Annotated in this window: 18 protein-coding genes; 3 read left to right on the forward strand and 15 right to left on the reverse strand. The window is 73.5% G+C overall.

Going from position 1 to position 18,673, the window contains the following annotated elements; genetic code table 11:
* Nucleotides 1-148: 148 nt before the first annotated feature.
* The 9 genes from AC07A6_RS11895 to AC07A6_RS11935 form a co-directional block, all read right to left on the reverse strand.
* Nucleotides 149-1,342 carry a saccharopine dehydrogenase C-terminal domain-containing protein gene (locus tag AC07A6_RS11895; RefSeq protein ID WP_478777011.1) on the reverse strand — a complete coding sequence of 398 codons (1,194 nt, stop codon included), beginning with the start codon at nucleotides 1,340-1,342 and terminating at the stop codon, nucleotides 149-151.
* Nucleotides 1,332-2,402 (reverse strand): saccharopine dehydrogenase, encoded by a 1,071-nt coding sequence (locus AC07A6_RS11900; RefSeq protein WP_362464223.1) that lies wholly within the window; start codon nucleotides 2,400-2,402, stop codon nucleotides 1,332-1,334. Before AC07A6_RS11900 ends, AC07A6_RS11895 begins: the two co-directional genes overlap by 11 nt.
* A gap of 99 nt (nucleotides 2,403-2,501) precedes the next feature.
* Nucleotides 2,502-3,662 carry a cytochrome P450 gene (locus AC07A6_RS11905; protein ID WP_478777012.1) on the reverse strand — a complete coding sequence of 387 codons (1,161 nt, stop codon included), beginning with the start codon at nucleotides 3,660-3,662 and terminating at the stop codon, nucleotides 2,502-2,504.
* Nucleotides 3,663-3,782: 120 nt separating this feature from the next.
* Complete coding sequence (locus AC07A6_RS11910; RefSeq protein WP_478777060.1) at nucleotides 3,783-4,985, reverse strand: acyl-CoA dehydrogenase family protein; 1,203 nt, start codon at nucleotides 4,983-4,985, stop codon at nucleotides 3,783-3,785.
* Nucleotides 4,986-5,002: 17 nt separating this feature from the next.
* On the reverse strand, nucleotides 5,003-7,291 hold the full coding sequence (locus AC07A6_RS11915) for an iron-containing redox enzyme family protein (RefSeq protein ID WP_478777013.1): 2,289 nt from the start codon (nucleotides 7,289-7,291) through the stop codon (nucleotides 5,003-5,005).
* Nucleotide 7,292: 1 nt separating this feature from the next.
* Nucleotides 7,293-8,351, reverse strand: coding sequence for a beta-ketoacyl-[acyl-carrier-protein] synthase family protein (locus AC07A6_RS11920; protein ID WP_478777014.1), 1,059 nt, complete (start codon nucleotides 8,349-8,351; stop codon nucleotides 7,293-7,295).
* Nucleotides 8,348-9,244 (reverse strand): isocitrate lyase/PEP mutase family protein, encoded by an 897-nt coding sequence (locus AC07A6_RS11925; RefSeq protein ID WP_386271621.1) that lies wholly within the window; start codon nucleotides 9,242-9,244, stop codon nucleotides 8,348-8,350. The genes AC07A6_RS11920 and AC07A6_RS11925 overlap by 4 nt, the downstream gene beginning before the upstream one ends.
* A 49-nt stretch (nucleotides 9,245-9,293) precedes the next feature.
* Entirely contained in the window at nucleotides 9,294-10,097 is an 804-nt protein-coding gene (locus tag AC07A6_RS11930; RefSeq protein WP_362464208.1) for a thioesterase II family protein, read from the reverse strand.
* A gap of 75 nt (nucleotides 10,098-10,172) precedes the next feature.
* Nucleotides 10,173-10,457 carry a hypothetical protein gene (locus AC07A6_RS11935; protein WP_362464205.1) on the reverse strand — a complete coding sequence of 95 codons (285 nt, stop codon included), beginning with the start codon at nucleotides 10,455-10,457 and terminating at the stop codon, nucleotides 10,173-10,175.
* Nucleotides 10,458-10,713: 256 nt separating this feature from the next.
* Here AC07A6_RS11935 and AC07A6_RS11940 point away from each other — a divergent pair, with 256 nt between their 5' ends.
* Complete coding sequence (locus tag AC07A6_RS11940) at nucleotides 10,714-11,571, forward strand: helix-turn-helix transcriptional regulator (protein WP_362464202.1); 858 nt, start codon at nucleotides 10,714-10,716, stop codon at nucleotides 11,569-11,571.
* Between the two features lie 7 nt (nucleotides 11,572-11,578).
* Here AC07A6_RS11940 and cutA read toward each other — a convergent pair whose 3' ends face one another.
* The 3 genes from cutA to AC07A6_RS11955 all read right to left on the reverse strand — a co-directional run bounded on the left by cutA (nucleotide 11,579) and on the right by AC07A6_RS11955 (nucleotide 14,015).
* Complete coding sequence (gene cutA, locus AC07A6_RS11945) at nucleotides 11,579-11,902, reverse strand: divalent-cation tolerance protein CutA (protein WP_478777015.1); 324 nt, start codon at nucleotides 11,900-11,902, stop codon at nucleotides 11,579-11,581.
* 52 nt (nucleotides 11,903-11,954) lie between these two features.
* Nucleotides 11,955-12,620 carry a DUF4097 family beta strand repeat-containing protein gene (locus tag AC07A6_RS11950; RefSeq protein ID WP_478777016.1) on the reverse strand — a complete coding sequence of 222 codons (666 nt, stop codon included), beginning with the start codon at nucleotides 12,618-12,620 and terminating at the stop codon, nucleotides 11,955-11,957.
* A 195-nt stretch (nucleotides 12,621-12,815) separates the two neighbouring features.
* Nucleotides 12,816-14,015, reverse strand: coding sequence for an erythromycin esterase family protein (locus AC07A6_RS11955; protein ID WP_478777017.1), 1,200 nt, complete (start codon nucleotides 14,013-14,015; stop codon nucleotides 12,816-12,818).
* 58 nt (nucleotides 14,016-14,073) lie between these two features.
* Between AC07A6_RS11955 and AC07A6_RS11960 the strand changes: the two genes are divergently transcribed.
* Entirely contained in the window at nucleotides 14,074-14,808 is a 735-nt protein-coding gene (locus AC07A6_RS11960) for a TioE family transcriptional regulator (RefSeq protein WP_478777018.1), read from the forward strand.
* On the opposite strand, the gene AC07A6_RS11965 is transcribed toward AC07A6_RS11960, so the two are convergent.
* Nucleotides 14,766-15,761: a GlxA family transcriptional regulator gene (locus AC07A6_RS11965; protein WP_478777019.1), complete on the reverse strand. Its 996-nt coding sequence runs from the start codon at nucleotides 15,759-15,761 to the stop codon at nucleotides 14,766-14,768. The genes AC07A6_RS11960 and AC07A6_RS11965 overlap by 43 nt on opposite strands.
* A 152-nt stretch (nucleotides 15,762-15,913) precedes the next feature.
* Between AC07A6_RS11965 and AC07A6_RS11970 the strand changes: the two genes are divergently transcribed.
* Nucleotides 15,914-16,810, forward strand: a complete 897-nt coding sequence (locus tag AC07A6_RS11970) for an NAD-dependent epimerase/dehydratase family protein (RefSeq protein ID WP_478777020.1) — start codon at nucleotides 15,914-15,916, stop codon at nucleotides 16,808-16,810.
* Here the strand turns inward: AC07A6_RS11970 and AC07A6_RS11975 are convergent.
* Both AC07A6_RS11975 and AC07A6_RS11980 read right to left on the reverse strand, forming a co-directional pair.
* Nucleotides 16,773-17,717, reverse strand: coding sequence for a DMT family transporter (locus AC07A6_RS11975; RefSeq protein ID WP_362464184.1), 945 nt, complete (start codon nucleotides 17,715-17,717; stop codon nucleotides 16,773-16,775). The two genes, AC07A6_RS11970 and AC07A6_RS11975, sit on opposite strands and share 38 nt — an antisense overlap.
* A gap of 108 nt (nucleotides 17,718-17,825) precedes the next feature.
* Nucleotides 17,826-18,647, reverse strand: a complete 822-nt coding sequence (locus AC07A6_RS11980) for an alpha/beta fold hydrolase (RefSeq protein ID WP_478777021.1) — start codon at nucleotides 18,645-18,647, stop codon at nucleotides 17,826-17,828.
* Nucleotides 18,648-18,673 lie beyond the last annotated feature (26 nt).

Consider the following 18,673-nt stretch of genomic DNA (forward strand, 5'->3'; position numbering starts at 1 on the left):
GTTCGGAACCTCTCGTTCGATTCGGTGTGTGAGGTGAGGAGGGAGGGGTGTGTGGGGTGGGAGCGCTGGGCCGTGTCGGCCGTGCGCGGGTGCGGTGCGGTGCCGTGCGGTTGCGGTTGCGGTTGCGGTTGCGGTGCCGGTACGGCGGTCAGGCGGGTGCGTGTGCGGCGTCGGGGGCGGTTTCCGCGCCGGTCCCGGCCAGCCCGTGGGCGCCGAGGAAGGCCAGCCAGCGGGCTGCCTCGCGGGGGGTTTCGGCGGCGCGGTTGAGGCCGGCGGGGAGGGCGCCGGCCAGGATCCGGGTGACGCCGTAGGCGACGGGGAGGGAGACGCAGCGGGCCATCGCGGATTCGGTGCCGTCGCCGGTGAGGTCGAGCAGCCGCGAGCCTCGCCAGCTCCCGCCCGACCTGGTGCGCAGTTCCAGGGAGACGGAGAGCACGACGCGGTCCCGGTCGGCGGGGGTGGTGGGGTGGCGGGCGGCGAGTTCGGCGGCGAGGGCGCGGACGGCTCCGGCGTCCCCGGCGGCGACGGTGTCGAAGACCTGCCGCCAGGCGGCGCGCCAGCCGGAGTTGCGCAGGGTGCCGCGTACGAAGGTGTCGAGGTGCCAGTAGTACGGGATGCCGTACTGGGCGACGAAGGGGAGGCTGTCGCGGTTGGGGTAGGCCTCGAACTCCTCGCCGGCCAGGGTCAGGGTGCGGGTGGCCTCCCAGGGGCGGGGGACGGTGGCCTCGGCTCCGTCGGACACGTACCGGGCGGGGGTGCCGAGGGCGGCGAGGACCCCGTACGGGGCCCAGCTGAAGCGGTAGCGGAAGGGGCCCGGGTCCGCGGGGACGCCTCCGCACCAGGAGGTGAACACGGCGGTCGCCGGGGAGGGGCCGACGGCCTCGCGGGCGCGGGCGACCAGGTCGTGGGCCATCAGGTGGTCGATGCCGGGGTCGAGTCCGGCTTCGGTGAGGACGACGGTGCCCGCGCGGGCGGCGGCCTCCCGCGCCTGCTCGGCCAGCTCGGGGGTGGTGTAGCTGGTGCAGGCGAAGTGGGCGCCGCGGTCGGCCGCCAGGCGCAGCAGCGCGGGGTGTTCGGCGGCCGGGAGCATGGAGACGAGGACGTCGCCCGGGCCGGTCCGCGCCGCCAGGGCGGCGGGGGTGAGGGCGCGGACCTCGGCGCGGCCCGCCAGGCCGAGGGCGGCCAGGCGGGCGGCGGCGCGTTCGGCGGTGCGGTCCCACAGGACCACGCGGCGGGCGCGTTCGCAGACGAGGGAGAGGCCCGAGCGGCCGGTGGACAGGCCGGTGCCTATCCAGTGGACGGTGCCGGAGGCCGGCGCGGCGGGCTGCTGGTCACTGGTCAAGGGGTGCCTCCTGGGCTTGGACGGCCGCCTCGAAGGTGTGCAGGGCCCGGGCCCACACGCCGTCCCACTCGGCCAGCCGCAGCAGGTGCGGGGTGAGTTCGGCGGAGAAGGCGGTGGCGGCCTCCACCGGGAGGAGGGAGGGGAGGTTGTCGATGGCGATGAGGTCGAGGGGGCGTTCGCCCTCGCGGAGGGTGCGGACGGGCTCGGTCCAGGTGGTGGTCTCGTCGTAGACCGGCAGGACGTTGCAGTCGGAGGTGACGTCGCAGGTGACGTCGCTGACCAGGGAGAGCCGGCGGTCGGGGTCGTCGAGGTCGGCCTTGGTCAGGAACGGGGGCACGGGGGTGGTGGTCAGGACGGTGTTGACGAGCAGGTCGTGGGCGAGGAGGGCGGGGCGGTCGGTGTTCCGGGTCTCGGCGAGGTCCCAGCGGGTGGGCTCCAGTCCGGCCTGGACGAGGGCGTCGCAGGCGCCGCGGCCGCAGCGGCCGAGGGCGCCGATGACGAGGGCGGTGGTGGTGCCGGCGCCGGTGGCTCCCGCTGCGAGCAGGGCGTCCAGGGCGGGGCGGTCGGTGGGGAGCAGGGGGGCGGTGAGGGCGCCGCGGTGGTGCAGGACGGCGAGGGCGGCGCCGACGTAGCCGGCCCAGTAGCCGAACGCGGCGACGCGGCGGCCGGCTTCGTCGGTGAGGTACTCCATGTCGAGCAGGGCTCCGCCGCCGGCGGTGAAGCGGCCGAGCAGCTCGCGGGCGCCGGCCTGGCCCTTGTAGGCGTGGCCGAAGTAGATGTGGCGGTGGCGCAGGGCGGGGGCGTCGGGGCCGGCGGGGAGTTCCTTGAGGCCGAGGACGTACGCGTCGTCGGGGGCCTGCTCGTGCCAGGAGGCGGTGGGGGCGGTGGCGCAGCCGGCGGCGGTGTAGGCGGTGAGGGGGAAGGCGCGGCGGTCCGACTCCTCGACGGTGACGCGGATTCCGGCCGCGGTGAGGCGGGCGGCGTCCTCGGGGGTGAGGGGGGCCCGGCGTTCGGTGGGGCGGGCCTCGTGGCGCATCCAGAGGTGAAGGCTGTCCGACATGATCCGGTTTGTCCTGTCTGCAGGCATAGGGGTGACCGACCCCCGGCCTGATCGCGGTTCCGGGGGCTGCGTCGGCTTCCGTCGGGGACGGCCCGCGCGCTAGAGGAGCGGGATCCGTGCGTTGGCCAGCGGGCGGTAGGCGGGGGTCGCGGTGGTGCCCAAGCCTGCCGCGCGCAGTTCGGTGACGACGGCGGCGGCGAGGGCCGTGGCGAGCTCCGCACCCGGGCAGCGGTGGGCCGCCGCGCCAAACGTGAAGACGGCCGGATTCACCCGTCCGGGGGACAACATGTGAGGGTCCGGGTTGACGGCGGGGTCCCGGTTGGCGGCGGCGAGGAGGACGAGGACCTGCTGTCCGGGCTCCACGGTGGACCCCCCGTACGTGAAGGCTTCGGCGGCGAAGCGGCGGGTGTTCTGGATGGGGGCGTCGTACCGGACCACCTCGCGCACCAGGGCGCCGGTGTCGGCCCCGGCGGCGCCCCGGGCGAGGGCGACGAGGGTGTTGCCGATCAGCCCGGCGGTGGCGTCGTAGGTCTGGGAGAGGAACCCGATGGCGTTGGACAGCAACGGCCCGAGGCGCGCCCACCCGTCCCGCTCGGCGGCCGCGACGAGCTCCCCGAGCAGTCCGCGCACCCCGGCGGCGGCCGGGGTCCCGAGGGGGGTCGCCTGGGCTTCGGACAGGGCCGGGGCGAGGAGGGCGCGGAGGCGGGTGGCGGCGGCCGAAGCCGCCCTGTACTGGTCCTCCGTAGCGGCGGCGGGAATGCACTGCACGAAGTCGCCGACCGCGCGGGCCGCCTCCCGGCCCGCCCCGCCGGTGAGGCCGCAGAGGGCGGCCACCACCCGCGCCGGCACCCCGAACATCAGCTCCTCGTACGGGACTTCGCCGCCCTCCGCCAGCACCTCGCGGGTGAGGCGGCCCGCCAGCGAGGCCGCGTACGCGGTGTCCGCGCGGGCCAGCGCACCGGCCACGACCTGCTTCAGCCGGGCCGCCCGGGCGCCGTCCGTCATCCGCACCAGCTCGCCGAACACCTCCCCGGCGGCCGTCCCCGCGATCCCGGCCGGGACCGGCTCCGCGACGGGCCGCACCCGCAGCGCACCGCTGCCCAGCACCGCGCGCACCGCGGCCGCGTCGGCGGCGACCCAGACCCCGAGTCCCTCGTCCCAGGCGAAGGGCCGCTCGGCCACGAGGCGCGCGTAGTAGGGGTACGGGTCGGGGAGCCGGACGGCCTCGACGGGACTGCTGACGGTGGTGGTGCTGCTCACTACTGACTCCTTGCTGAACTACTGGTACAGGCCGCTGTGTCCGGCAGTACGACGAACACGGCAACCATCAATTGAGTAACCACGGCGGCGAGCAACCAGCTCCGCGAGAGCGGCGCCGGTTTAGGCGCAAAGAGGGGCTGCGACTCGCGCGGCCCGGCGCATGTCCAGCGAGCCGGCTATGGCCATCCTCAGCACCTCGGAGGTGCCCTCGTAGATCCGCAGCGAGCGGATCTGCCGGTACAGGCGCTCGGTGACCGAGCCCTCCACGATGCCCGCCGCGCCCAGGAGTTGGACCGCCCGGTCGACGACCCCCTGGGCGGCCTCGGTCGCGTGGACCTTGGCGATGTTGGAGTGCCGGGCGAACCGGCGGCTGCCCCGGTCGGTCTCCCAGGCGGCGCGCGCCACCAGCAGCGCCGCCGCGTTCAGCTGGACCTCCATGTCGGCGAGGGAGGCCTTGACCAGCTGGAGGTCGAAGAGCGTGGCCCCGTACGCCTCCCGCGCCAGCACGTGCCCGAGGGCCGTGTCGAAGGCCCGCCGGGCGAAGCCGAGGGCGGCGGCCCCCACCGTGGTGCGGAACCGCTCCAGCAGGTCGACCGCGACCACGAACCCCTTGCCGGGCCGCCCGAGCACCGCGTCGGCCGGCAGCCGGCAGTCCTCGAAGGACAGGTGGGCGAAGGAGCGCGGGGCGATCGCGTCGATCCGCTCGGCCCGCAGCCCGGGGGTGCCGGCCGGCACCAGGAAGGCGGACAGGCCCAGCGGCCCGGGGCCCTGGCCGGTGCGGGCGATGACCACGAACACGTCGGCGATGGTCCCGTTGGCGATCCACGCCTTGCGGCCGTTCAGCACGTACGAGCCGTCCCCGTCCGCGTCGCGCACCGCCTCCAGCCCGACCGAGGCCACGTCCGACCCGGCCTCCTTCTCGGACACCGCGAAGGCCCCGATCAGCGTTCCGGCGGCCATCCCCGGCAGGTAGCGGCGGCGCTGCGCCTCGCTGCCGAAGCGCAGCAGCGGGGTGGCGGCCAGCGCCTGGATGGAGAAGGCGAAGTCGGCCAGGTCCTCGCTGTACGCGAGGGCCTCGCGGCGCAGGCACACCGCGCGGAAGTCGTCCACGGGGGCCCCGCGCGGGTCGAGTTCGCTGAGCCAGCCCGCCGCGCCGAGGACGCGTACGAGGCGCCGTCCGGCGGCGTCGGGGTCCAGGGCGCGGACCTCCTCCCACAGCACCCGGTTGCTGTCGCACCAGGCGCCCGCATCGGCGGCGAGCCGGCGGTGGGAGTCCTCGTAGAAGGGCAGTGCGAGGACCTCGGGGTCGAAGCTCGTCGTCATTTCCATCGCCTCGCTCCTCAGATGACCAGGTCGGCGGGGGTCGCGGCGGCCTCGGCGGCCGCCTCGGCGCGGACCTTCTTCACCAGGGCGTGCTCGATGAAGAAGGCGAAGGAGGCGTAGCCGCGCCAGATCCGGCGCCATTCGCGCTGGACGGCCTCCTCGCCGGACAGGTGCCGGACGTCGTCGAGGTAGGCGACGACGATGTCGGCGGACTGGCGGGCGTGGCCCGCCGAGAAGTTGTCGATGGACAGGTGGGCCTCTTCGTAGGAGACGTCGAGGCCGTGCCGGCGCAGCTTCTGGATCTCGTGCAGCCGCATCGCGCCGAGGCCGAACATCTCGATGCCCAGGTTGTAGCCGAGGATCTCGTTGTAGAGGCTGTCGGGGAACAGCGACAGGCACAGCTGGTGGATGGAGAAGCCGTACAGGTGGTCGGGCAGGTCTCCCTGGTGCAGGAAGGCCTCCTGCCGGATGTGCGGCAGGTCCATGTCCATGCTGGCGAGGACCTTGTGGATGATCGTGATGTGGTTCTTGTCCATGTCGCCGCGGCCCATCTCGTCGGCGTAGATGGAGAAGAGCATGTCGTCGCTGCGCCGTCCGCGCCGGCCGAGGTTGCCGACGCGGTGCGCCCAGGCGCCGTCGATGAGGCTGCCGAGGGCGTACGTGGACTGCTCGAAGACGACCTCGTCGCGTGAGGGGATCTCGGTGAGCGGCTCGTACGGGTCCACGAGCTTGTCCCAGTAGATCCGTTCGACCCGCTCCAGCAGGGCCTCGGGCGTGTACGGGAACCAGGACGCGTCGGTGAGCAGCCCGGCGGCGCCGTGCTCGAACAGCAGCTCGGCCTCGGCGAGTCCGGCCTCGGCGCGGGCGCGGGCGGCGGGCAGGACGCCGGGGTGGCGCTCGAAGTTGACGAGGCGGTGGAAGAAGCGGCGGTGGTCGCGGGTGTCGGCGGGGCCGCCGGGCTCGTCCGGGTCGCGTACGAGGAGTCCGGCGGGTTCGGCCGCGGCGAGGCGTGCGCTCCAGGCGCGGGCGGCGTCCTGTCCGGCGGTGGTGGGGACCAGGCCTGCGCCGGCGGGCTCGCCGTCGGCGACGGACCGCGCCCAGGCGGCGAGGACGGCGGCTTCGCGTTCGTCGAAGATGCCGAACATGGGGCCGCCGAACTTGATGGACTTCAGGAAGCGGCAGGGGCCGCCGTCGCGTGCGGGCCTCAGCTGCCGGGCGGTGCGGAACTCGCGGACGAAGGCGGCGGCGTCGAGCTGCCCGTCGTCCAGCCAGTCGGTGAGCTTGCGGGTGCCCAGGCGCACCGCGCGGTGCTGGCGGCCCGCGTGCGGGGCGTGCCGTTCGACGATCCGCGCGACCTTGGCGTCGAGGGACAGCCCGTCGTGCCAGGCGGCGAGTTCGGCGAGGGCGGCGGTGTGCTCGCGTTCCAGGCGTACGAGGAGGCGTACGGCGGCCAGTGCGCGGCGCCGGTCCTCGGTCCCGGTCGGTGACTGCCGGGTGTGGGAGAGGTAGGCGGCGAGCAGGGGGCGTACGTCGCTCTCGGCGAGCAGCGGCTCGCTGCCGAGCAGGAGTTCGTCGAGGCCGAGGGCGTGGGCGGCGTAGTGGACGCCGACGACCTCGGGGAGGAAGGAGGCGGGCAGCCGGGACAGGGCGAGCCGGAAGGCGCCGTGCAGGGCGGTCAGCGGCAGGGCGCCGGCGTCGTCGAGGAAGGCGGCGGCCTCCACTCCGGGGAGGAAGACGCCCTGCGCGACCAGGGCCCGGCGGCGGCGGGCGGGCAGCCCGGCCTCGGCGGTGCCCTCGCCCTGGAGCCGCCAGTGCTGGCCGAAGAGGCGGCCGACGATCTCGGCGGGCTGGGTGGCGGCCTGGGAGAGGGTGTCGAGCCAGCAGCCGCCGGTGAGCGCGAGGGGGGCGCGCTGTCGCAGGACGGCGCCGCGCACCTCCGGGTCGGGGTGGGTGCGCAGGGGGGCGAGGAGGGCCGCGAGCCCGTCGCGGGCGGCGAGCACCTCGGCGGCCACGGAGTCGGCGTCCTCGTCGGTGCCGGTGGTCTCCTCGGGGGTCAGGAAGGCGGTGAGCACCCGGCGGGCGGCGAGCAGGACGGCCTCGCTCTCCTGGTCGGAGATCAGGCGGCGGAACAGTTCGGCGGGCGGCGCGGCGGTGATCCGCGCGGCTTCGTCGGCGCCGTCCGCCGAGGCCTCGACGGGACCGGCCGGGAGCGAGGTGGTCAGGTCGGGGAGGGCGAAGGCGGGGGCGTAGAAGCTCCGCGCCATGTCGAGGGAGGTCTCCTCGTCGGGGGTGATGGGCGCGCTCATGTCAGTGGTCCCCCAGCCGTGCGGCGTCGGGTGCGGTGTCCGGCGCGGTCTCCGGCGCGGTGTCCGGCGCGGTGTCCGGCGCGGTGTGGTGCGGGAGCCTGCGCAGCAGGACGCCGATCCGCACGCCCGGGACACTGGACGCCAGCAGGTAGTGCCCGTGGGGCTTGAGGGCTCCGGCGGCGTCGCGGTCGACGAGGTTGATGAGCGGGTCGGCGGCGAAGCAGTGGCCGACGCGCGGGATGTTGTCGAGGAAGAGCTGCTCGCGGGTGAAGCCGGCCTGGCGTTCCTTGAGGACGACCAGGGGCTTGTAGAGGTTGGCGTGGAGCACGCCGTGGATGTCGCCGATCTTCATGCCGGCCTCTTCGAGGATCCGCTCGTTGACCTCGCGGGCGAGGTCGGAGCTGATCTCGTTGGACCAGTCGAGTCCGGCGGGGTCCTGGGCGCCCGCTCCGGCGACGATCTCGTACGCGTCGTCACCGAGGGGTTCGGCGCTGATCAGGCAGGAGGCGGCGCCGTCGGTGAAGAGGGCGAAGTTCTCCATGCGGACGGCCTCGTCGGTGACCCGGTCGGCGGTGATGACCATGACCCGGCGGTGCATGCCGGAGGCCACGTACGCCTGGCCGGTGCGGATGCCCGCGAGGAGGTTGGCGCAGCGGCCGAGGGTGAGGCCGGTGAAGGCGGCGGCACCGAGGCCGGTGGCGGCCATGACGTTCTCGACGAACGCGCCGTGGGTGCGCGGGCCGCCGGGGAAGCGGGTGGAGCACAGGATGAGGCAGTCCACCTGGCCCGGGGAGACGCCCGCGCCGTCGAGGGTGGCGGCGGCGGTCTCGGCGGCGAGGGCCTCCAGGGTCTTGGCGGTGCGGTGGACCGTGCCCCAGCCCCACAGGTCGGCGCGGGGCGGCATCCCGAAGCCGCGGGCGCGCTCCAGCAGGCCTTCGACGGTGGTGTGGTCGGCCGGGGTCTCGCCGAGCACGTAGCGGGGCGCGGACAGGTGGACGGCGGGGGCCCCGGCCGGTGCGGAGGCGGGGGCGGGGGCGGGTAACGCGTACGGAAGGCTCACGGTGCCGGTTCGCTCTCTGGGTCGGCGGACGGGGCGGGGGCGGCGGCCAGCAGGGCGTTGGCCTCGTCGTACGGGAGGGCGTCCGCGACGAAGCCGAAGGTGCCCGTCCCGGTGATCTCGCGGGCGGCGCGGGTGAGGGCGCCGAGGGCGGCGCGGGAGAGCGCGGAGCCGGTGCTGACGCGGCGTACCCCGAGGGCGCCGAGGTCGGCGACGGACAGCTTCAGGGCGGCGGTCATCAGGACGTTGACGGGCCGTTCGACGGCGGCGCAGACGGCGCGGACGGCGTCGGCGTCCGGGAGCGCGGGGGCGTAGAGCACGTCGGCGCCGGCGGCCTCGTACGCCCGGAGGCGCCGGATGGTGTCGTCGAGGTCGGGCCGGCCCTGGAAGAAGTTCTCGGCGCGGGCGGTGACGGTGAAGGGGAAGTCCAGCCCCTTTGCCGCCTCCACGGCGGCGGCGACCCGCTCGACGGCCTCTTCGAGGGGCCGTACGGGGTCCTCGTCGCGGCCGGTGGAGTCCTCGACGGAGCCGCCGACCAGGCCGGCCTCGGCGGCGAGGCGGATGGTCTCGGCGACGTCCTCGGGGCGCTCGCCGAAGCCGCTCTCCAGGTCGGCGGTGACGGGCAGTCCGGTGGCGTCGACGATCGCGGTGGCGTTGGCGAGGATCTCGGCGCGGCTGACCTGGTTGGCCCCGTCCGGGCGGCCGAGGCTGTGCGCGAGGCCGGCGCCGGTGGTGGCGAGGGCGGCGAAGCCGAAGGAGGCCAGGATGCGCGCGGTTCCCGCGTCCCAGGGGTTCGGGACGACGAAGGGGCCGGGACCGGCGTGCAGGTCGCGGAAGGCGACGGCGCGCCGGAGCCGGGCGGCGGGGTCGGTGCTCGGGGTGGTGGTGGGGTGCATGGGGTTCCTCGCAGGTGCTGTCGTACGCGGGCGGCCCGGGTCTCGGGGCCTAGATCAGCTCAACGTACTCAGCGTCGGGGCGGGTTGCTCCGGCCGCGGCCGCGCGGGCCAGCGGGCGCAGGACGGAGGTGACGGCGTCGGGCCGGTCCTCGAAGTAGAAGTGGCCGCCGTCGGTCCAGTGCCGTTCGGGCGGCGCGGCGCACTCGCGGGACCAGGCGTCGAGCGCGGCGGCGCTGACGTGCGGGTCCGCGGTGCCGTTGAGCAGGGTGACGGGTACGGCGAGGGGGGCGCCGGGGCGGTAGCGGTAGCCGGCGACCATGCGGAAGTCGGCCTTGAGGTGCGGCAGGAGGAGTTCCTGCACGGCCTCGTCCTCCAGCACCTCGGGCGGCAGCCCGCCGAAGTGGCCTACGGCCGCGGTGAACGCGGGGCCCTCCAGCCGGGCCGCCTCGACCACGCGGGGGGTGGGCAGCAGCGAGGGGGCGCTGCAGCCGGAGACGACGAGCCCGGCGAAGCCGCGTACGCCGTCGAGGCGGCGGGCCACCTCGAAGGCGAGGGCGGCGCCGAAGCTGTGGCCGAAGAGGAGGAACGGCCGGCCGTCGGCGGTGGCGGCGAGGGTGATGGCGGCGGCGGAGCCGTCGGCGAGTTCGGCGAGGGAGCCGGGGGCCGGTTCGCGGAAGCGGTGGCCCCGGCCGGGCGGGCAGACGGCGAGGACCTGTGCGTCGTCCCGCATCGCGGGCTGCCAGCCGAGGAAGGTCCGGGGGTTGCCGCCGGCGTGCGGGAAGCAGAAGACGCGGGCGGCGGGGTCGGGCACCGCGACGGTCTCGGAGGTCAGGAACCAGGGCGAGGCAACCACGAGGATCAGCCATTCCTTTGCCGGTCGGTCAGTGGCGGGAGGTGAGGCAGTGCAGTACGGGGCTCCGGGGGTGGATCAGTTCCAGCCAACGTCGTCGGAGGAGGAGGGCGTGGGCGCGGGGGTGGTGGCCGGCTGCGGGTTGTTCCAGCCGACGTCATCGGCGTCACCGGCCACGACGTGCGGGTTCGCGTTGTTCCAGCCGACGTCGCCGAGGCGCAGGTGGCTGCCGGAGTCGGCGGAGAAGGCACCCTGGGTGGCGAGGCCGGCGACCGTCGTACCCAGGCCGAGGGCGATGCCCGCGGTCGCGAGTACGACGCGGCCGCGGATTCCCGAAACGCGGCCGGCCGGACGAGTCACCATGTGGTTCTTCCCCATTTTTCCCAGTCCCCTCAAGTCGTTTCGTCTTTGGCCATTCCAGGAACGCCAAACCGAGGCGGTTTCCGGCGGTGCTGATCTCCGGTGCGCCTTCTCGGTGTTCGTTCCTGCGGTGAGACCAAATCTCCCCTGCCGACTCGAGACCAGGTAGACCTACGATGGCTCCGGTTTCCGCATTGCGGGAACCCACGGGGTCTCAACCGCCGCACATACCTGCATACCGGACAGACAGGGGTGGCAAGTGGACGTAGTCAAATACGTCAAAACCGCACAAAGCGGTGCACCTGAGGGGCTGTACGCGGCTGCGGCGGGGGAACCGCAGGCGTTCTTGCGGGAACTCGCAACGCACCTCGGCCTGCTGGCGCAGGAAGCGGCCCAGCAGGCGGCGGCGCACCCGGCGCCGCCCGCGGCCCTGGAGCCCTGCGGCGAGGAGGTGGTGGGGCCCGGGGTCCGGTACCTGCACGGCCTGGGCAGCATCTCGACGGCGATCAACGACGCCCTCGCGTCGGTCCGGCGGGACATCCTCACCGCGCAGCCCGACGGGGCGCGCCCGAGCGCGGTGCTGAAGGACGCCCTGGAATCCGTGCGGCGCCAGATCTCGGCGGGGATCGCCATGCGGACGCTGTATCAGCACACGACGAGATTCGACGAGGCGACGAAGGAATACGTCCGCGCCGTCACGGAATACGGCGCTCAAGTACGGACGCTGGAAGAATTCTTTGACCGTTTGATCATTGTGGACGATGTCGCCTTCATTTCGGCAAACGAGGACCGTACCACGGCGATCTCCATTACCGAACCGACCATCGTACGATTTCTCAGAGATACGTTCGACAAGGCCTGGGACCGGGCGAAGCCCTTTCCCTTCGTCCCGCTGCACGCGGCCAAGGCGGCGGACGAGGTGGTCCCGGCGATCCGCGAGTCCATCAGCCGGCTGCTCGTGGAGGGCTACTCCGACAAGGCCATCGCTCGCCGCATAGGGATCAGCGAGCGCTCGCTCCAGGCGCACATCGCGGCCATCAAACAGGACCTCGGAGCCTTGAACCGGCTCCAGCTCGGGTACCTGCTCGGCCGCAACGAGGCGACCTATGTCCTTTGACGGACCGTCAACCGCGGCTCTCCCGTTCGACCCATTCGAGGTAGGCGGCCGAGCCGTCGACGACGGGGAGGACGATCCACTCCGGGACCTCGTAGGGATGGGCCCGCGCGACCCATTCGGCGAGGGCGGGCAGCCGCTCCCGGGCGGTCTTGTAGGAGACCCGCCACTCGGTGGCCGTCTCGACGCTCCCCTTCCACCGGTAGACGGCGGTGAGGGGAGCGTCGACGTGCGCACAGGCCGCCAGCCCCTCCTCCACCGCCCCGCGCGCCAGGCGCTGGGCGCGCTCCGCGTCGTCGACGGTGGTCTGGGCGATCACGATGCCGGTCGTCACGGCTCTCCTCCTCCTTCTCCGGTCCGGCCGACCTTACTGGCCGGGGCCGTGTTCAGGCGGTGAGGGCGGTGATGTTGCCGTAGGAGGTGGTGGCCTGGATGTTCAGCACGGCGCCCTCGCCGCTGTTGCGCAGGGCGTTGCTGATCCGGCCGTAGGACGTACCGGCGTCGAGCGAGGCCGCAGTCCCACGGGCGGCACCGACGCTGATGTCACCGTGCTCGGTCCGCAGGGTCACCGTCCCGCCGGTCGCCTCCGCGATCGTCAGGTCGCCCTTCTGCGTACGGATGTCGGCCGAACCGCCCAGCCGGCCCACCGCGATGTCACCCGCGGCCAGGACCAGCCGCACCCCGGCCGCCTCGTCCAGCTTCACCGTCCCGTGCGCGCTCTCCAGCGACACCTCTCCCAGCCGGCCCACACCCCGGAACTCGGCGCTGGCCGTCTTCGCCTCGACACTGGAGCCGGCCGGGAGCTGCACGGTCACCTCGACCGAACCCGAAGCCCCGAACACCTGGCTCTTCTTCGGCGCGCTGATCCGCAGCACACCGTCCCGGAACTCGACCGCGGTCTCCTGCGCGGCCTTCACATCACGGCTCTTGGAGGCATTGGCCGGCAGCACCTCGACGGTGGTGTCGGCGCGGTCGGCGGCGATGAAGCGGATGTTCCCGGCGGGGACGTCCAGGACGGCGGCGATCGCGGCGGCGGTGGCGAACTTCTGCATGATGACTCTTCCTTCGGGCTTGTGTCGCTCGGTGTTTCTGATGACCTGAACGCTACGTCGCGTTCACACACCGAGCAACACACCCGTTGCGAAGAAGACGCATCACCGCAGGTCACAGCCGTGCAATCGTTGCAACACCCCTGAATTCAACGCAACGAACACCCCACCACCGTTGCAACAGACAAAGACTGAACGCTACGCCGGAGCCATGTCCTTCACGAACACGAGCCCGTCGCCGCCCTCCAGCCGGTCCGGGTCGAGCGGGGCGTACCCGAACCAGGGCGAGACCCGGGGCGCGGGGCGGGCGCCGGGGAGCACCTCGGCCAGCCGCCGGGAGTCGACGAGGCAGCGGTCCTCCGGGAGGGCGTACAGGAGCCCCTCCACGGTGTCCGGCGCCGGCTCCTCCACTCCCCGGTGCCGGATCGTGCCGAGGGCCGTGGCCACGAAGGCGTACTCCGCACCGAGGCGGGCGTCCACCAGCGCACCGGCGCCCCACCACTCCAGCCGCTGCCCGCCCATCCGCATCGAGCTCTGCTCCCGCTGGAGGTGGGTGTTGTGGGCGTGCACGAACACCGGCCCCCGCTCGGCGAGGGCGAGCAGGTTGCGGGCCATCATCTGGTCCCGCACCCCCACCAGCCGGGCCAACCGGGCGGGCGAACCGTCGGCCATCCAGTGGTGGTAGCGCAGCAGACCCGTGGCCGTGCGCGCGTACAGACACGCCCGCTCCCACTCCTCCGGCGGGCCCCCCGCGATCAGCCGGGGCGCCTGCTCTTCGACCAGCGCCGCCAAGTCGTCGGCGACCAGCCTCAGTCGGCCCGCCTCGGCCGACTGCCCCACGGACCGGGCCGGGTCCATCATGGCGGCGGGTTCGGTCCACTGCTCGTCGCTGCCGAGCAGCCGGTCGAGGGTCTCCCGCGTACAGGGCAGCAGGCCGGTGTCCACCCGGGCGGCGAGGTGGTCGTGCAGCGCGGTGAGGGCCTGCCGGGGGCTCGCCGCGCCGGTGATCTCCAGCGGGCCGTCGAAGCCCGCGAAGCGGACCTGTTCGGCGGCCGGCCGGCCTTCGTTGTGGGCGCGCATCCAGCGCACCAGCTCGCGGTTGGCGGCGGAGGCACCCCAGCCATGGCTGATGCCGCGCTCCACGACCTCGTCCAGCACGCCCTCGCCGGAGGTGACGTGGTCGTCCACGACCAGCCCCATCAGGCAGTCGCTCTCGATCGCGATGGTGCGGTAGCCCTCCTCCACGAGCTGCCGGAAGAGCTCGTTGCGCAGGTGCAGCAGGGTGTCCTCTTCGTGGGTGGGCTCGCCAAGGGCCAGCACCCGGGGCCGGCGGGAAAGCAGCCGCAGGAGTGCGGCGGCGTCGACGGAATGGACGGTTTCCTTGATGCGGTTCGCCATGCCTTCAACGCTATCGCTGAATCTTCGGTTGAAACTTGGCCCGCTATTCTCGGCCCTCATGGGCCAGAACCTTAAAACCGCCGGACAGCTGAGGCCGATCGACCTGGCACGCCGGCACGGCCTGTCCACCCAGGCGGTCAGGAACTACGAGGAGGCGGGCATCCTCCCGGCGGCCGCCCGCACGGCCAGCGGCTACCGCGTCTACGCCCCGCTGCACGCGGGCGCGCTGCGCGCGTTCCTGGCCCTGCTGCCGGGCCACGGGCACCGGACGGCGGCGGCGGTCATGCGGGCGGTGAACGGGGGTGCGGCAGACGAGGCCTTCCGGCTCATCGACGAGAGCCACGCCCAGCTCCTCGACGACCGCCGGACCCTCCAAGCGGTGGAGCACGCCCTGCGCGACCTGGACCCCGCACCGCCCCCGGAACCCGGCGGCACGTTCATCGGCCCACTGGCGGCGAAGCTCGGGGTCCGGCCCGCGACCCTGCGCAAGTGGGAGAAGGCGGGGCTGGTGCACCCGCAGCGGGACCCCCGCACCGGATACCGCGTCTACGACGAGGCCGCCGTGCGCGACGCCCGCCTGGCCCACCAACTCCGCCGGGGCGGCTACCTGCTGGAGCAGATCGCCCCGCTGATCACCCAGGTCCGCGCGGCCGGCGGCCTGGAGCCCCTGGAGGCCGCCCTCCACGACTGGCACACCCGCCTGTCCACCCGCGCCCGCGCCCTCCTGGCGGGCGCCGCCGAACTGGACACCTACCTCCGCGAACGGGGACGGACCGGGTCGAGCGGTCCCTGACCGGTCTTCACGCCCGGGCGGTGGAAGGCGCCCCGGTAGGCGGCCGGGGTCATGCCGATCTGGCGGTTCAGGTGCTGGCGGAGCGACTCGCCGGAGCCGAGGCCGCTGCGGCCCGCCACCTGGTCGACGGTGAGAGTCGTGGTCTCCAGCAGCTCGCGAGCCCGCAGCAGCCGCTGCTGGAGCAGCCACTGGAACGGGGTCACACCGGTCTCGGCCGTGAAGCGGCGGGTCAGGGTCCGCACGCTGACCCCGGCCTGACCGGCCAGGTCGCGCAGGGCGATCGGCTGGTCCAGGTGCTGCAGTGCCCAGATGCGGGCCGCGTCCAACGAGGAGTCGGTCCTGGCCGGAAGGGGGGTCTGTACGAACTGTGCCTGCCCGCCGTGGCGGACCGGGGTGACGACGGCGGCACGGGCCGCCGCGTTGGCCACGGCCGCGCCGTAGTCGGCGCTGATCAGGTGCAGGCACAGGTCGATCCCGGCGGCCGAGCCCGCACCGGTGATGACCGGTCCGTCCTCCGCGAACAGCCGGTCGGCGTCCACCTGCACCGAGGGGAAGGCTCGCCGCATTTCCTCGGCCAGGGCCCAGTGGGTGGTGGCGACACGGCCGTCGAGAAGTCCGGCCCGGGCGAGGACGAAGGCGCCGCTGCAGATCGAGGCGACGCGCTTGCCCGCGGCGGCCGCCTCCCGCAGGGCTTCCAGCACGGCCGGCTCGGCATCGTGCCGGCTGGCGGTCGAGGGGACGATCACCGTGTCCGCCGCCGCGACCGCCTCAAGGCCGTGCCGGACCACCACCTCGATGCCGCCGGACGCGGCGATCACGCCGGGCGTGGCGGTGCACACCGTCACCTCGTAGCCGGGGCGCCCGTCGAGTTCGGCGGCGCCGAGCAGCGCGGACGGCATGGACAGGTCGAAGGGTTTGACCGCCGGAACGGCCAGGACGGCGACACGGTGCATGGCTGGATCCTTGGAGGTCATGGCTTTCGTGCCACTAACCTACTCCGCGTCCGCACCGCAGAGTTGGGCGTGCGGACGGGCCCTCCGTGAACCACGTGTCCCCCTCCGGGGAGGCGTTCCATGTTTTTTTGACGGTGAACGGAGACAGGACCATGGGTGGATCAGTCGTCATCGGGGCAGGTGCGACCGGGGTCGCGACCGCCAGGCAACTGGCCGAGAGCGGCGAGCGGGTCCGCCTCATCACGCGCAGCGGCAGTGGTCCTGACCACCCCGCCGTCGAACGGGTCGCTCTGGACGCGGGCCGCACGGACGAGCTGGCCGAGGCTCTGGCCGGAGCGGCCACGGTCTTCAACGCCGCCATGACCGCCTACCACACCTGGCCGGAGACCATGCCGCCGCTGTTCGCCTCGATCCTCGCCGCGACCGAGCGGTCCGGGGCCGACTACGTGATGCTCGGCAATCACTACGGTTACCAGCAGACCACCGGGCCGGTCACCGAGCGCACCCCGATGGCCCCGCACACCCGGAAGGGCCGGGTGAGGGCCGAACTGTGGCAGCGAGCGAGGGACGCGCACGACGAAGGGCGGCTGCGGGTCACCGAAGTGCGGGCCGGCCAGTACCTGGGCCCGGGCGCGGTCTCACCGTTCACGCTGCTGGTCGCTCCCCGGGTCCGCGACGGTGAACTGGCTCTCGTCCCCGGCAACCCCGATGCGGCGCATTCGTTCTCCTACACCGAGGACGTCGCAGCGGCTCTGGTGGCGGTCGGCAGCGACGACCGGGCGTGGGGACGCGCCTGGCACGCCCCGGTCATCACCACGACCGTCCGTCAGGCCGCAGCCGACCTCGCCGAACTCCACGGAGCACCCGAACCGCGGTTGGAGCCGCTCACCGAACGGGACTTGGCGCTGCTGTCCTTCACCGACCCTCTGTGGCGGGAGTTCGCCGAGATGGGCTACATGTCCGAGCGTCCGTTCGTCGTGGACGACAGCGATGTCCGCGACACCTTCGGGCTCACGTCTTCGAAGCTCCGCGAAGCGCTGGCGGACTGATGCGGCGGTGGGCGGTGCGGGGGCCTCGGCGGGAGACGGCCACGCCCGCGAGGCAGATCGCGCCGCCCAGCAGGGTCAGCCAGGCCGGGACCTCGTCCAGCAGGGCCCAGGCGATGACGATGACCACGGCCGGCACCGCGTAGGTCGTGGCGCCCATCTTCCCGGCGGTGGTCCTGGAGAGGGCGTACGTCCAGGTGGTGAAGGCGAGGGCGGTCGGGAAGAGGCCCAGGTAGACCATGTTGAGGGTGGCGGACAGGGGTGCTTCGGGGAGCTGTCGCAGGAGCTGGCCGGCGAAGGGCAGGGTGCAGACGGTGCCGACGAAGCAGCCGTAGGTGGTCACCTGGAGCGGGTTCGCGTACTGCAGGGCGGGCTTCTGCGAGACCACCCCGGCGCCGTAGGCGAGCGCGGCCACCAGGCAGAGCAGCACACCGGTGAGGGACGAGCTGCCGCCCTTGGAGGTGGACATCCCCACGACGACCGCCCCCGCGAAGGAGACGCCCATCCCGGCGAGCAGCATCGGCGGGAAGCCCTCCTTGAGCATCCACCCGCTGAGCAGGGCGATCACGATGGGCCCGATGTTGACCACCATGGCGGCGGTGCCGGCGTCGACGCCCTGCTCGCCCCAGTTCAGCGCCACCATGTAGAGCCCGAACCACAGCACCCCGGAAGCCAGGATCCCGGGCCACGCCTGGCGCGGCGGCAGCGGTGTCCGCTTGACCAGCAGTACGGCGCCCAGTGCGAGCGAGGCCGTGAGGAGCCGGCCCAGCGCGAGCGCTCCGGGGCCGAAGTGTTCCGCGGAGGCGCGGATGGAGACGAACGCGGAGGCCCACATCACGACAGTGACGGCGGCGGCCGCGAGGGCACGTTGATCGAGACTGGTTCGGGAGGCACCGGTCGTTTGATCCATGCGGGCCAACGTACCGACGGGCATGGACGCTGCCTAGGTGGTCCCGGGCGTTCCGGCCAGGCCGCAAGGCGGGCGTCCGAGGGCCGTCAGCAGGCGGTCAGCGAGCCCTCAGCACCCCGTCAGAACAGCGCGCAGACGCTCCGCATAGGCCCGCGGGTGGCTGGTGTTGCCGTTGTGCCCGCCCGGGAAGACCCGTATCCCGGAACCCACCAGATCCGCCAGCGCGTGGGCACACGCGACGTCGAAGACGGTGGACGGCGTGGTGGCGCCGACGGCCGGGAGGATGCGGGTCGTGCTCGCGGCCACGGCGGCCGGGTCGAGCGTGTCCTGGAGGATCGCCGAGAAGTCGTGCTCGATGAAGTAGGCGAAATTGGCCCGGCGCTGCTCGCTCATCGGCTGCGGGGTGAGCCCCGGCTCGGAGTCCTTGCCGCTGGTGTCTATGCCGAGGACCCGGGCGGCCTCGCGGGCGGCCGCGGGCAGCCCCTCCTCCCGGAAGGTGTGCTGGAGTTCGACGAGTTCCTCCTCGTGCCGCTTGCGGTCGGCCGCGTCCGGCAGCAGGCGGGGCGCGACCGGCTCGTGTGCGACGAGGGCGGAGAGCTGCCCCGGGTGTCCGGCGGCCACGTGCAGTCCGATGACGGCGCCGAGGCTGCACCCGAGCATGAGGGCCGGCTCGTCGGTGACGGCGGCCAGCAGCCGGTGGACGTCATCGGCGTGCTCGGCGAGCGAGGTGGTCCGGCCGGGCTGCTCCAGGCGGCTGCGGGACAGGCCCCGGCGGTCGTAGGTCAGGACGGTGAAGGTGTCGGTGAGGTGCGGGACCAGGTCCATGGTGCGGTCCGCATCGCCCTCACCGCTCTGCGAGATGAGCAACAGCGGCCCGGAGCCCTGGAGTCGGTAGTGGAGGGTGGCACCGGGAACGGCGAGGCTGGACATGACGGCTCTCCTTCGGCTGGCTGGGC

This window comes from Streptomyces sp. NPDC044002 (assembly GCF_056434525.1).